This is a genomic window from Sphingobium sp. HDIP04, from assembly GCF_000445085.1.
Taxonomy (GTDB): domain Bacteria; phylum Pseudomonadota; class Alphaproteobacteria; order Sphingomonadales; family Sphingomonadaceae; genus Sphingobium; species Sphingobium indicum.
In genome coordinates, this window is record NZ_ATDO01000077.1 from 75,262 (window position 1) to 87,570 (window position 12,309).

Annotated in this window: 13 protein-coding genes and 2 tRNA genes; 3 read left to right on the plus strand and 12 right to left on the minus strand. The window is 64.8% G+C overall.

Going from position 1 to position 12,309, the window contains the following annotated elements; genetic code table 11:
- Positions 1–174 precede the first annotated feature (174 nt).
- The 4 genes from L286_RS48445 to L286_RS33140 form a co-directional block, all read right to left on the minus strand.
- A complete protein-coding gene (locus L286_RS48445) occupies positions 175–372 on the minus strand; it encodes a hypothetical protein (protein WP_125445785.1) in 198 nt (65 codons plus the stop codon).
- Between the two features lie 288 nt (positions 373–660).
- Positions 661–2,052 (minus strand): sugar transferase, encoded by a 1,392-nt coding sequence (locus L286_RS49260; RefSeq protein ID WP_025160733.1) that lies wholly within the window; start codon positions 2,050–2,052, stop codon positions 661–663.
- A 12-nt stretch (positions 2,053–2,064) separates the two neighbouring features.
- The gene (locus L286_RS48450; RefSeq protein WP_013040222.1) at positions 2,065–2,325 is read right to left on the minus strand and encodes a hypothetical protein; all 261 of its coding nucleotides are present in this window, start codon (positions 2,323–2,325) and stop codon (positions 2,065–2,067) included.
- Positions 2,326–2,333: 8 nt separating this feature from the next.
- Positions 2,334–2,567 (minus strand): hypothetical protein, encoded by a 234-nt coding sequence (locus tag L286_RS33140; RefSeq protein ID WP_013040221.1) that lies wholly within the window; start codon positions 2,565–2,567, stop codon positions 2,334–2,336.
- 158 nt (positions 2,568–2,725) lie between these two features.
- Between L286_RS33140 and L286_RS33145 the strand changes: the two genes are divergently transcribed.
- Positions 2,726–3,196 (plus strand): Lrp/AsnC family transcriptional regulator, encoded by a 471-nt coding sequence (locus tag L286_RS33145; RefSeq protein ID WP_007685689.1) that lies wholly within the window; start codon positions 2,726–2,728, stop codon positions 3,194–3,196.
- Positions 3,197–3,332: 136 nt separating this feature from the next.
- Here L286_RS33145 and L286_RS33150 read toward each other — a convergent pair.
- The 7 genes from L286_RS33150 to L286_RS33180 form a co-directional block, all read right to left on the minus strand.
- Positions 3,333–3,408 (minus strand) — tRNA-Lys (locus tag L286_RS33150).
- A 37-nt stretch (positions 3,409–3,445) separates the two neighbouring features.
- A tRNA-Lys gene (locus tag L286_RS33155) sits at positions 3,446–3,521 on the minus strand.
- A gap of 125 nt (positions 3,522–3,646) precedes the next feature.
- A complete protein-coding gene (gene rodA / locus L286_RS33160; RefSeq protein ID WP_007685691.1) occupies positions 3,647–4,759 on the minus strand; it encodes a rod shape-determining protein RodA in 1,113 nt (370 codons plus the stop codon).
- A complete protein-coding gene (gene mrdA, locus L286_RS33165; protein WP_013040114.1) occupies positions 4,756–6,825 on the minus strand; it encodes a penicillin-binding protein 2 in 2,070 nt (689 codons plus the stop codon). Before mrdA ends, rodA begins: the two co-directional genes overlap by 4 nt.
- On the minus strand, positions 6,822–7,349 hold the full coding sequence (locus L286_RS33170) for a hypothetical protein (RefSeq protein ID WP_007685696.1): 528 nt from the start codon (positions 7,347–7,349) through the stop codon (positions 6,822–6,824). Before L286_RS33170 ends, mrdA begins: the two co-directional genes overlap by 4 nt.
- Positions 7,346–8,263 (minus strand): rod shape-determining protein MreC, encoded by a 918-nt coding sequence (mreC, locus tag L286_RS33175; RefSeq protein ID WP_020820703.1) that lies wholly within the window; start codon positions 8,261–8,263, stop codon positions 7,346–7,348. Before mreC ends, L286_RS33170 begins: the two co-directional genes overlap by 4 nt.
- A gap of 12 nt (positions 8,264–8,275) precedes the next feature.
- A complete protein-coding gene (locus tag L286_RS33180; RefSeq protein ID WP_007685698.1) occupies positions 8,276–9,322 on the minus strand; it encodes a rod shape-determining protein in 1,047 nt (348 codons plus the stop codon).
- A 149-nt stretch (positions 9,323–9,471) separates the two neighbouring features.
- Here L286_RS33180 and mutL point away from each other — a divergent pair, with 149 nt between their 5' ends.
- Entirely contained in the window at positions 9,472–11,244 is a 1,773-nt protein-coding gene (gene mutL / locus L286_RS33185) for a DNA mismatch repair endonuclease MutL (RefSeq protein WP_020820704.1), read from the plus strand.
- Between the two features lie 82 nt (positions 11,245–11,326).
- Positions 11,327–11,839, plus strand: coding sequence for a hypothetical protein (locus L286_RS33190; RefSeq protein ID WP_020820705.1), 513 nt, complete (start codon positions 11,327–11,329; stop codon positions 11,837–11,839).
- Positions 11,840–11,841: 2 nt separating this feature from the next.
- On the opposite strand, the gene L286_RS33195 is transcribed toward L286_RS33190, so the two are convergent.
- Positions 11,842–12,306, minus strand: coding sequence for a MaoC family dehydratase (locus L286_RS33195; protein WP_020820706.1), 465 nt, complete (start codon positions 12,304–12,306; stop codon positions 11,842–11,844).
- Between the last annotated feature and the right edge of the window lie 3 nt (positions 12,307–12,309).

The window sequence follows — 12,309 nt, forward strand, 5'->3', positions numbered from 1 at the left end:
CATTGCAGCAATCAGGGCATGCTAGAAGTATTTTTACGTAAAACCACTGCCCGGAAAGCAGCTTGTCGCGTCAAAACAACGGCTCGGTTCATCGCAAGGAGGGCGCGGCGGGACCAGTCCCGGCGCACCCTGTCGCTGTTAATCTGAGAGAAAGATTGGGCTTTGCGAGTCCGGTCAGAAGATCAACCAGGCAATGGCGGCAACAGTGCCGACAAAGGCCAGGATACCGGCCCAACGCGACAGGATCTGCACGCCGCTTTCGGCGCGATCGGCAAAGGTCTTGCCCTCTACGCGTACGGGGAAATCACGGCGCACCTCCGCCGTTTCGATCAATGATGGTGCCGTCGCAACTGCTGCAAATTCTTCCGCCACGTCGATATTCCCGCCGCCCGATTGGTGATGACGTTAATATCCGATTTTGCGGTTAACAAATAGTTGGGAAGGGGGACGTACTGACATCCATTCGTCGCATATGACGATGATTCAGCGCCTCATTTCTAATCTGGATCAAATTTTTTTGCGATGAAGCGTTTTGCGCAACGCTTCGCCGCAAATTTTATTTTTCTCCCGGAACCTTTTTCGTCCTTTTGCGTGTTGGGCGCTCGCCCGATTCGCCATCCCAATTCAGTCCTCCCCCAGCAGGAAGATGGACGCTGAACCCTAATAAGCGTTCTTGTGGACCAGCACGTTGAGCGTGCCCAACAGGATCGCGATATCGCGCATCAGGCTCCAGCCATGCAGATATTCCAGGTCCGCCTCCACCCGGTTCAATATGTCGCGGCGCGTTTCCGTCGCGCCCCGAAAGCCGCGGATCTGCGCCAGGCCGGTGATCCCCGGCTTCAGCGCATGGCGGTGCCAATATTGCCGGTCGACCTGCCAGAATAGCTGTTCCTCAGCTGTCGATCCCAGGGCGTGGGGGCGCGGCCCCACCAGGCTCATCTCGCCCAGCAGCACGTTGATGAGCTGCGGCAGTTCATCGATGCTGGTCTTGCGGATGAAGGCCCCGACCCGCGTGATGCGATTGTCGTCCCGCTGCGTCGAAGTCGCGCCCGCGCTGTCGCACTGCTCCACCTTCATGCTGCGGAATTTCAGGATGTGAAACAGCATGTTGCCGCGCCCTATCCGTTCCTGCTTGAAGAAGACGGGGCCGGGCGAGTCCAGCTTGATCAGGATCGCCACCACCGCCATCAGCGGGGCGAGAAGGATCAGCACCGGCACCGTCAGAGCGATGTCCAGCAGCCGCTTCTTCGCCCGGTTGGCGAGGTTCAACGGCCCGCGCGACACCACCAGAGTGGGCGTGCCGCGGTAGGACTGCACCGCCAGCGGCGCCATCGGGTCCAGTTCCGGCACGATGATCTCGCCCAATATGTTGCCGCCCTTCAGCATCTGGGCCCAATCGGCCTTGCGTTCGGCCGGGCAGGAGATGACCGCGCGATCATAGTCGCGGAGCAAGGTGCCCAGACGATGCAGCATATAGGGATCGTCCAGGTCGGCCTTCAATCCAATCGCCGCCGCATCGACGATCACCATGCCGCCGACATCGTCGGGAATGGCGCCGTCGTCGATGATCAGGAGCTGCGCGAACAGCCCGTCTGCAAAGTTGCGGCGAACCATGCGCACGATCATCAGCCGTTGCAGAACGAGCAAGGTGCCGCTGCACAATATTCCGGCCGAAATGCCTAGCCGCGACAATTGTCCGGTTGCCTTGAGTGAGAAGACGACCAGCAGGAAGATCAGCAATGTGCCCGCGAAAGCCATGGTCGCGCTGCGGCAGGACTGGGTCATGTGCATCAGGCAATGGGGATTATAGGCCTGATTATGGAAAGCCAGGACCGCGTACACGATCATGCCGCCCGCCAGCGGCTGCCATTGCCCGTCCGCCAGCCATTGCAGGCCGGCGGCGCGCAGCCCGAAGGCAAAGCCCGTCGCAAGCGCCGCCATGTCGGCCACGAGCAGGAGCATGCACAGCCAAAGCCGCGCATTCCGCTGCCCTGCGGCTGTAGAGGGCTGGCGACTGGGAACACCTTTGATCGCCAGATCAATTTTCGACATCTGCAACCCTTTTTATGTCTTGACGTCAAGCCGGCCACCGCCGCGCGGCAGTGTGTTAACCATCAGACATCCGCAGCGTTTTGATTTATGTTGCGCAGCAGCAGGGCATAAATGTTTTGGGCTGACAATCGGGCTTGGGGTGCGCGGACCCGCTTTTCCGATGACCTGTTCGTCCTGGAAGATGCTCCGCCCCAGATTTGCGACGACCTGAAACAGCGCCGCTTTGCCATGTTGGACGTCCGGCCCGGTAAAGGCCGGTCCGATCCGAATCATTATCGGGATCAACCGATGATCCACCACCCCAGCAGAAGCAGCGTCGTCAGCAAGGCAAAGGGGCCTGCCCAGCGCGACAGGCGCTGTATGGCGGCCTCTATTTGCTCTTGCGGAAAATGCCACCGGGAATGCGGGCCTTCGCCATCCATGCTCTCCCGATGCACAGGATCGTGCCGAGGCGCGGAGGGAGCCGTGTTGGCGCTGCTGCCCTTGTCCTGCGGTTGGGGAGAAAGGTCGATCATTTTCCGGTCCTGGTCATCCCGATGCGACCTGCCGACAGGATAGCTCGCTTCGTCGAAAAGGAAAGCGAATTCCGGGCCAGGACTGAGCGAATGCGTCCGCCCTGGATCATTCCACTGAACTCTTGGATGAAATGCAGGCCTCGACTATCCTGTCTTTCATGAAACAGGACCGACAGATCGATGCCGTCGATCGAAAGATCATCGCGGCGTTGCAGGAAGATGCGACGCTCAGCCATGCCGAACTGGCTGAAAGGGTTGGGGCCTCCAGCGCTTCCTGCTGGCGCCGGATCAAGGCGCTGGAGGCTGCGGGCATACTCGCGGCCACAGTCAGGCTGGTCGATCCGGAAAAGGTCGGGCGCGGCGTCAACGTCCTCTGCAACATCCGCATGCGCAGCCACGCGCAGGAAGCCCGTCGTGCGTTCGAGCAGTTCGTGGAAAGCCGACCGGAAATCGTCGAATGCTTTTCGATGTCGGGGGAATGGGACTATCTGATACGTGTCGTGGTGGCGGATGTGGCGGACTATAACCGCTTCCTGATGATGACCTTGCTGGGCCATCCCTCGGTGGCGGGGGCCGCCTCCCACTTCGCGCTGTCCATGACGAAGTTCACCACCGCCCTCCCGGTCTAACCTGTTCCTCCCATCATCGATGGGGAGGGGAACCAGCCAAAGGCTGGCGGAGGGGGCGCCCAAAGGGCGCGGCGACGCCCGCGACCAAAACAGCGCAATCCGTTATGTTGAAGATTATTCGGTGGACGCGCTTTTTTGGTGGACGCACTAGGGCTCGAACCTAGGACCCGCTGATTAAGAGTCAGCTGCTCTACCAACTGAGCTATGCGTCCACGCCCGCTTTCGGCTTGTGCCTTCATGCCGGGAATTTGGTGGACGCACTAGGGCTCGAACCTAGGACCCGCTGATTAAGAGTCAGCTGCTCTACCAACTGAGCTATGCGTCCACATCCGCTTTCGGCTTGTCCCCAATGGGCCGTCGCCTTGGCGTGGGCGGGCTGTTAGCAGTCGCATCGGACTTTGCAAACAGGAAATCGCGCCCGCCGGCAAATTTTTGCGGGCAGGCGCCCTTTCATCCCCAGCTTCCCGGACGGCTGCGCCGCCGGCCCGATCGTTCGATGGCCATGATGATGCCGACGCACAGCATCACCGTCAGCATCGACGATCCGCCATAGGACATGAAGGGCAGGGGAATGCCCACCACGGGCGCCAAGCCCATCACCATCATCAGGTTGATCGCGACATAGAAGAAGATCGTCGTGGTCAGCCCCGCCGCCACCAGCCGCGCATATTTGTCCTGCGCGCGGAGCGATACGCCGATCCCCCAGCGGAACAGCAGCATGAAGGCGCCGATCAGCAGCACGCCGCCCATCAGACCCCATTCCTCCGCCATGGTGGCGAAAACGAAGTCGGTATGCCCCTCCGGCAGATAATCCAGATGGCTCTGCGTGCCCTTGAGGAAGCCCTTGCCGAAAATTCCTCCGGATCCGATGGCGATCTTCGACTGGCTGATGTGATAGCCAGCGCCCAGCGGATCGCTTTCAGGGTCGAGGAAGATGAGGACGCGGTTCTTCTGGTAATCGTGCAGGAAGCTGAAGGCGATGGGGACGATGGCGGCCAGCGTCAGACCCGACCCCACGAACAGCCGCAGCGGCAGGCCGGCGAGGAACATCACCGTCACCCCGCCCGCCGCGATCATGGTCGCGGTGCCGAGGTCGGGTTGCACCAGCACCAGCGCCCAGGGCACGCCGATCAGCACCAGCGCGGGCCAGATGGCGTTCCAGCGCCTGATCTCGCCCACGGGCAGCAGCGCGTAGAAGCGCGCCACGGCGAGCACGATTACCGGCTTCATGAATTCGGAGGGCTGCAATTGCATGAAGCCCAGGTTGATCCATCGCTGGCTGCCTCCCGCCACCCCGCCGATCAGTTCGACCAGGAACAGGGCTGTCAGCACGACGCCATAGGCCGGGAAGGCGAAGCGGGCGAAGGTTTCCAGCGGTATCCTGCTCAGCACCAGGGCCATGCCCGAAAAGATGGCGAAGCGAACGGCCTGGTTTATCGCCCAGGGCGTGATGCTGCCTCCCGCCGCGCTGTAGAGCACCAATGTCCCGAAGCCGGCGATGGCGAGCAATATGCCCAGCACGCGCCAGGGGAATTGGGTCAGGGGCTCTGGGACGATGCTCATGGCGCGCTGTCCGCCGGAGGAGGGGCGTCGTCCGCTTCCGGAGCCGGTGCCGTGGCGGCGGCGGTCGCCGCGGTCGCGCTATTGCCCTCGGCCGCGTTCATCGCATTGGCGGCTTCGGGCGGCGGGACTTCGCCCTTCTCTATGGCCTTTGCCAGCCTGTAGGCCGCCATCTGCCGCGCCATCCGTTCGGCGGGCGGGCCGCCCCAGTCCTTTTCGATGGTCTCCAGCTTCTCCATCGCCTTGGCCTGGTCGAACAGATAGGTCATGGTGTCCGCCGCGATCATCGGCGCGTCCTCGATCCGGTTGACGTGGCCGCCATGCTCAATGATGCAGGCAATGGCATAGCGCGGATTGTCGAACGGCGCGAAACCCTGGAACAGCGCGTGGTCGCGCAGCTTGAAGGGCAGGGATGCGTTGCTGCGCACGCCGCCGCCGCGTTCCGCCATGGTGATGCGGCGAACCTGCGCCGTGCCGGTCTTGCCCGCCATCATCACGCCGGGCAGCGGGATGCGCGCCGCGCCGCCCGTGCCGCCGCCGTTCACCACCGCGCTCATGGCGTCGCGGATGGTCACCAGATGCTCCTCATTCACGCCCACGGATGCAGGCGCGGGTCGCTGCGCGCCGAAGATGAAGTTGGGCATCAACTGCCGGCCAGTCGCCAGCCGCGCCGCCATCACCGCCATCTGCAACGGGTTGATGAGCATATAGCCCTGACCGATAGTCGCGTTGACCGTGTCGTAGACCTGCCATTTCTGGTTGTATTTCTTCAGCTTCCACGCCGGGTCCGGCACCGTGCCGAAACTCTGGCTGGGGAAGGGCAGGGCGAATTTCTGTCCCATGCCCACGCGCCGGGCCATGCTGGCGATGCGATCCATGCCGATCCGCTGCGCCATCTGGTAGAAATAGATGTCGCAACTCTGCGCGATGGCGCCGCGCATGTTGAGCGAGCCATGGCCGCGCCGCTTGTGGCAGTGGAACAGCGTGTTCCCGACCCGGATCGCGCCCGCGCAGCTCACCGTCTCCATCGGCGAGACGCCCGCCTCCAGCAGCGCGAGCGCCACCATGGGCTTCACCGTCGAACCCGGCGGGTAAAGCCCCTGCAACGTCTTGTTGCGCAACGGCACATGGTCGTCCTTCGACAGCATGTCCCATTCCAGATGGCTGATGCCGTCGGAAAAGCTGTTGGGATCGAAACTGGGCATCGACGCCATGGTCAGCACATCGCCATTATGGCAGTCGATCACCACCACCGACCCGCTCTGCGTCGCCAGCCGCCGCCCGGCATATTCCTGAAGGCCCGCGTCGATGGTCAGCTTGATCGCATTGCCCGGCGTGTCGGGCCGGGTGGTGAGTTCCCGCACGATCTTGCCCCGCGCCGTCACCTCCACGCGCTTCGCGCCCGGCTTGCCGGTAAGTTCCCTGTCGAAGGACCGCTCCAGCCCGTCCTTGCCGACCTTGAAGCCGGGCGTGATCAGCAGCGGGTCTTTCCGCTCCTCATAATCCTTGGCCGACGCCGCGCCGACATAGCCCAGCAGATGCCCGACCGTCGCCCCGGCGGGATAGTTGCGCGAAAAGCCCTGGCTGGGCGCCACGCCCGGCAGGTCGGGCAGCCGCACGCTCACCGCCGCAAATTGGTCGTAGGTCAGCTTCTCCGCCACCTGCACCGGGCGAAATCCCGCCGACTTGTCCAGCTCCTCCCTGATCCGCTCCACCTCGTCATCGCCCAGCGCCAGCAGATGGGCCAGGCTGCGGATGGTATTTTCCGCATCCGTCACCCGCTCCGGGATCAGGTCGACGCGGAAATCGGTGCGGTTGTTCGCCAGCGGCCGCCCGTTGCGGTCGATGATCCACCCCCGCCGCGGCGGAATCAGCGTCAGATTGACCCGATTGCTTTCCGACAGGAGGTTGTATTTCTCATTCTCCGCCACGCTGATCCAGCCCATCCGCCCGACCAGCAGCGCCCCGATCGCCCCCTGCAACCCGCCCACCACCATCGCCCGGCGCGTGAAGGTGAAGGACAGGGATGCTTCGGTGACGGTCTTCTTCTTGAGCAGGGGCAGCTTCATGCCATCACGCGCCAGCGGTCAATCCGGGCGCATTGCCGGACGACGAAGGGAAAGAGCAGGACCGTCCAGACCATTTGCGGCGCGACCAACAGCAGCTTGATGTCTCCTCCGCCGGTGATCCGCGCGAAGAAGACGCCGCCGGCGATGCAGAAGATAATCGCGAAGGTCGCGATTAACCAGTCCTGCCGATAGCTGCGCCAGACCATGCGATGTTCGACGGCGTCGATGCCGATCAGCGTGACGGTCCACAGGCACATGGCCGAACCGATGGGCTGGCCGCTGGCGATGTCGTCGAACAGGCCGAGCGGCACGCCGATCCAGGTGCGCCACAATTCCGGGCGCAGCAGCCGCCAGGACAGCAGCAGCAGCAGGCCGAAGGGCGGCATCACCGGCGATTGCGCGATCACCGGCAGCGTCGTCGCCAGCGATCCCAGCATCACCGTGATGACCGGCGTTCCCGCCAGCCGAAATCGCGAAGGATGACGGCCAAGGCGCGGCACATGCTGCAAATGGGGATCGATCATGGCGTGGCCGAATTCTGCGCGGCATCGGGTTCGACCGGAGCGAGTTGGCCATTGCCCTCCGGCCGGGTCACGGCCTCCTCGAAGGAGCGCTCCACCACCACCGCATCGACCCTCGACGGGTTGGCCAGCGGCACGCCATAGGCGATTTCGCCCGCGATGCGCACGATCACCGCCACGGGAATATTCGGCTGATAGACCCCGCCGACGCCGGAGGTGACGAGCAGGTCGCCAGGCTTGAACGGATTGCGCCCCGCCGCCAGAGCGCGGATCTCCAGCGTGCCGTCGCCAAGGCCCGTCGAAATGGCGGGCACGCTGTCATTGGCCCGTCGCACCGGCACGATATTGCTGGTGTCGGTCAGCAGCAGCACCTCCGCGGTATTGGGCGTGGTCGTATGGATGCGCCCGATCAGCCCTTCCGGAGCGCGCACCGGCATGCCCGGCCGCACCCCCTGCCAGCGCCCCGCATTCAGCCGCGCCAGCCGTCGCGTGCTGGTGGAGGAGGAGGCGATCAGCCGCGCCGTCAGCAATTCGCTGCCGTCATCCTCGACCAGCTTGAGCAGCTTCTTCAGGCGCAGATTTTCCTGCGCCACCGCCTTCGCCTCTATGATGCGGTTGCGGTCCGCCTCGACCTGCCGCCGCAGCGCCACATTCTGCGACCCGGCGCGCCAATAGCTGGCCAGCACCTCGTCGATGGAGGCGACCCCGCTCACCATATTCTTCATCGTGACGGAGGCCGGGCGCGTGATTTCCGCCGTCGCGATGCGGATCGCGGCGAATCCGGTCGGATCGAAAATGGCGACAACCACCAGAAGCAGGCCGACGGCGGCGCCCGTCATCGCCACCACATAGCTGGCGAAGAGGCTATATTGCGCCTTCCGGTTGTGTCCGGGACGTCGGCTGGGTGGCCGCGCCATCCACTTGCCCCCTTAAGCGGTCTGGAGAACGCCCCGGAATATCGGGTCTTCCATCGCCCGGCCGGTGCCGATGGCGACGCAGGTCAGCGGATCTTCGGCGATGGTGACGGGCAGGCCGGTCTCGTCGCGCAGCTCGTCGTCCAGCCCCTTCAGCAGCGCGCCGCCGCCGGTCAGGACGATGCCCTGATCGACAATGTCCGCCGCCAGTTCCGGCGCGGTATTCTCCAGCGCGATGCGAACGCCCTCCACGATGGTGCTGATCGGCTCCGCGAGAGCGTCGGCGATCTGGCCCTGATTGATGGAGATTTCCTTGGGCACCCCGTTCACCAGGTCGCGGCCCTTGATATGGATCGTCTCGCCCACGCCGTCTTCGGGCGGCTGGGCGACGCCGAACTGCTTCTTGATCCGCTCGGCGGTCGCTTCGCCGATCAGCAGATTATGATGACGGCGCACGAAGGAGACGATGGCCTCGTCCATCTTGTCGCCGCCGACGCGCACCGAAGTGGTATAGGCCAGCCCGCGCAGCGAAAGCACCGCGACCTCGGTCGTGCCGCCGCCGATATCGACCACCATCGACCCGATCGGCTCCGTCACCGGCATGTCGGCGCCAATCGCGGCGGCCATCGGCTCCTCGATCAGAAAGACCTGCGAAGCGCCCGCATTGCTGGCCGCATCGCGAATCGCGCGGCGCTCCACGCTGGTCGACCCCGAAGGCACGCAGATCACGATTTCCGGGAAGCGCCAGGGCCGCGACTTGCCGCCATGCACCTTGGTGATGAAATGCTTGATCATCTGCTCCGCGACGTCGATGTCCGCGATCACGCCGTCGCGCAGCGGCCGGATGGCTTCGATCGAATCGGGCGTCTTGCCCATCATCAGCTTGGCGTCGTCGCCGACCGCCTTCACCCGCTTCACGCCGTTCAGCGTCTCGACCGCCACCACCGAAGGTTCGTTGAGCACGATGCCGCGCCCCCGCACATAGACCACGGTGTTCGCCGTGCCGAGGTCGATGGCCATGTCCTGGGAGGAGAGTTTGAAAAGTCGCGAGAAGATCGACATGCCTGTTCCTGTTCAGCCCACCCCCCCGGCGAAGCGAACCGGGACAGTCGGAAAGTTCGCCCCACGTTCCACCCGCCCCCTGGGTCAACCGAAATTTTCTTGAGGCTTGTGTCTCGCGGAAAGCGCTCGCTTGGGCTAGTCACTAATCAATGTCAATACGCCGTCTGCCCGAACATCTGGTCAATCGCATCGCCGCGGGCGAAGTGGTCGAAAGGCCCGCCAGCGCGCTCAAGGAAATCGTTGAAAATGCGGTGGATGCCGGATCGCGCCGGATCGCCATCCGCATTTCCAACGGGGGCCTCGACCGGATCGAAGTCAGCGACGACGGCTGCGGCATGGATTCATCAGAAATCGCGCTGGCGCTGGAACGCCACGCCACCTCCAAACTGCCCGACGACGCCATCGAAAATGTTGCCACTCTCGGCTTCCGGGGCGAAGCCTTGCCCTCCATCGCCAGCGTGGCGCGCCTTTCCATCGACAGCCGCCCGGCGGGAAGCGACGGCTGGAACCGCACCGTCGACAATGGCGTGACGGTCAGCGAAGGCCCCGCCGCCCTGCCGCCCGGCACGCGGGTGACGGTGGAGCAACTGTTCGGGAAAGTCCCCGCCCGCCGCAAATTCCTGCGCTCGTCCAAGGCGGAATATGCCGCCTGCCTCGACGTCGTCCGCCGCCTCGCCATGGCGCATCCCGCCATCGCCTTCAGCATGGAACATGACGGCCGCCGGGTGCTGGGCGTGCAGGCGGGCGAAGCGCGGGAGGATCGCGTCGCCGCGCTGACCGACCGGGCGCTGGCGGACAATCACGTCATCGTCGCGCTGGAGCGGGAAGGGGTGCGCCTGTCCGGCGTGGCCTCGCTCCCCACCTATCATCGCGGCGTTGGCGACCACCAGTTCCTGTTCGTGAACGGCCGCCCGGTGCGCGACCGGCTGCTGGTCGGCGCGGTGCGCGGCGCCTATGCCGACATGCTGGCGCGGGACCGGCACCCGGTCGTCGCCCTGTTCCTGGACGTCCCGCCGCTGGAGGTCGACGTCAATGTCCACCCCGCCAAGACCGAGGTGCGCTTCCGCGATCCCGCGCTGATCCGGGGCATGATCGTGTCCGGCCTGCGCCGCGCCCTGGATGCGGAGGGTTTCCGCGCCGTCCAGCATGCCGACCCTGCCGGTCTCTCGGCATGGCGGTCCGAGCCCGTCTCCCCCACGCCCATCGGCGCCATGCCGATCTTCGAAGCCGCGGGCGCGCCCGTTCCCACCCATTCGATGGCCGAGCGCCGCTCGACCTTCCTCACCCCTCCGCCCCAGGCCCGCGCCGAACCCGCCGCCGCGCCCGCTCCTGAGGGAACCAGCTTCCCGCTGGGCGTCGCCAGGGGCCAGGTCGCCCGCACCTATATCGTTGCGGAGGCGGAGGACGGCCTCGTCATCGTCGACCAGCATGCCGCCCATGAACGGCTGACGCTGGAGAGGATGCGCCGCGCCATGGAAGGGCAGGGGGTCGCCGCCCAGGCGCTGCTGCTCCCCGAAGTGGTCGAACTGGACGAACCCGCCTGCGACCGCCTCGAAGCGCGGATCGCGGAACTCAAGGATTTCGGGCTGGAACTGGAACGCTTCGGCCCCGCCGCCATGCTGGTCCGCGCAACCCCGGCGATGCTGGGGCAGGGCGACGTGCAGGGATTGGTCTCCGACCTTGCCGACGACCTCGCCGCCTATGACAGCGCCCTTTCCCTTAAGGAGCGCCTCGATCTCGTCGCCGCCACCATGGCCTGCCACGGCTCCGTCCGCGCAGGCCGGATATTGAGCGTCGCGGAAATGAACGCCCTGCTCCGCGAAATGGAGATCACCCCCCGCAGCGGCCAATGCAACCACGGCCGCCCCACCTGGGTGAAGCTGGGCCATGGCGACATAGAAAAGCTGTTCGGAAGGAAATAGGATGACGCGCTTGGCCGTTCGGAGCATCGCGCCGAAAAGCGGGGACCGGCTTTCCGCTCACCCTTGCTCCAGGAGGGCATCGATGAAGCGGCTCCTTTTCCTGCTGGCCTTCCTTCCCTCAGGCGCCGTGGCCGCTCCCGACCCGTGCGCCAGCGCGCCACCCCTGGCCGAACCCTGGACAAGCTGGACCCAAAGCGGCTCCGTCATGGCGGGCGCCACCCTTTCCTCCGCGCCCCGCATCATCCTCGGTAAGCCCGTCACCGCAACGCTGCGGCCGACTCCGCAGGTCCAGTTCGCCGTTCCGCCCGGCAAGTCCGTCCCCAAAAGCCATGCCGGCCTCTTCACCCTGGCCGTCAAGGATGCGGCGCGCATCGGCATAGCGCTGTCCGCCGCCGCCTGGGTGGATGCCGCCACCGGCGCCACCGCCCTGGCCTCCGCAGCCCATGAACATGGCCCGCGCTGCTCCGGCATCCGGAAGATCGTGTGGTTCGACCTGCCGCCCGGCCTTCATGCCATACAAATTGCCGGAGCGCTCAATCCCTCGATCCGGATCATGGCGGCCGACGCCCGCGCCAATCAGCCGCTGCCGCGCTGAATTCAGGCCGGTCGCGTCCGGAACATCACGATGGGGACCATCGACAGCACCTTTTCGTTGTGCTGGTTCCACATGATGACCTGCGACTTGACGATGCCCATTTCGGGCCTGCTGCGGGATGCCTTCTTCTCGATCACCTTCGAAGTCCCACGCAGCGTATCCCCGGCATGCACCGGATTGAGCCAGCGCAGTTCATCCACGCCAATGGCCCCCAGGGCCGCCGGACGAGGGCCAGGCCTTGTCTCCCAAGCCGCGAGCATCATCTTCATCGATAGGGCCGTGGTATGCCAGCCGCTGGAGGAAAGCGTGCCGAAATGAGTGGCCGCCGCTCCCTCGTCCGAAAGGTGGAAGGGCTGGGGGTCGAATTCGCGGGCGAAGGCGATGATTTCCTCCCGGCTGATGGTGAGCGGGCCGAACTCGATCCCGTTTCCCACCGCCATGTCTTCGAAATAGATGACCTCGCTCATAGC

Bases quoted from the DNA above. Each gene is read 5' to 3' on its own strand.
- L286_RS33145 (WP_007685689.1), top strand. From the start codon at position 2,726: ATGAAACAGGACCGACAGATCGATGCCGTCGATCGAAAGATCATCGCG.
- mutL (WP_020820704.1), top strand. From the start codon at position 9,472: ATGTCAATACGCCGTCTGCCCGAACATCTGGTCAATCGCATCGCCGCG.
- mreC (WP_020820703.1), bottom strand. From the start codon at position 8,263: ATGGCGCGGCCACCCAGCCGACGTCCCGGACACAACCGGAAGGCGCAA.
- L286_RS33190 (WP_020820705.1), top strand. From the start codon at position 11,327: ATGAAGCGGCTCCTTTTCCTGCTGGCCTTCCTTCCCTCAGGCGCCGTG.
- L286_RS49260 (WP_025160733.1), bottom strand. From the start codon at position 2,052: ATGTCGAAAATTGATCTGGCGATCAAAGGTGTTCCCAGTCGCCAGCCC.
- L286_RS33195 (WP_020820706.1), bottom strand. From the start codon at position 12,306: ATGAGCGAGGTCATCTATTTCGAAGACATGGCGGTGGGAAACGGGATC.
- L286_RS33180 (WP_007685698.1), bottom strand. From the start codon at position 9,322: ATGTCGATCTTCTCGCGACTTTTCAAACTCTCCTCCCAGGACATGGCC.
- L286_RS33140 (WP_013040221.1), bottom strand. From the start codon at position 2,567: ATGATCGACCTTTCTCCCCAACCGCAGGACAAGGGCAGCAGCGCCAAC.
- L286_RS48450 (WP_013040222.1), bottom strand. From the start codon at position 2,325: ATGATTCGGATCGGACCGGCCTTTACCGGGCCGGACGTCCAACATGGC.
- rodA (WP_007685691.1), bottom strand. From the start codon at position 4,759: ATGAGCATCGTCCCAGAGCCCCTGACCCAATTCCCCTGGCGCGTGCTG.
- mrdA (WP_013040114.1), bottom strand. From the start codon at position 6,825: ATGAAGCTGCCCCTGCTCAAGAAGAAGACCGTCACCGAAGCATCCCTG.
- L286_RS33170 (WP_007685696.1), bottom strand. From the start codon at position 7,349: ATGATCGATCCCCATTTGCAGCATGTGCCGCGCCTTGGCCGTCATCCT.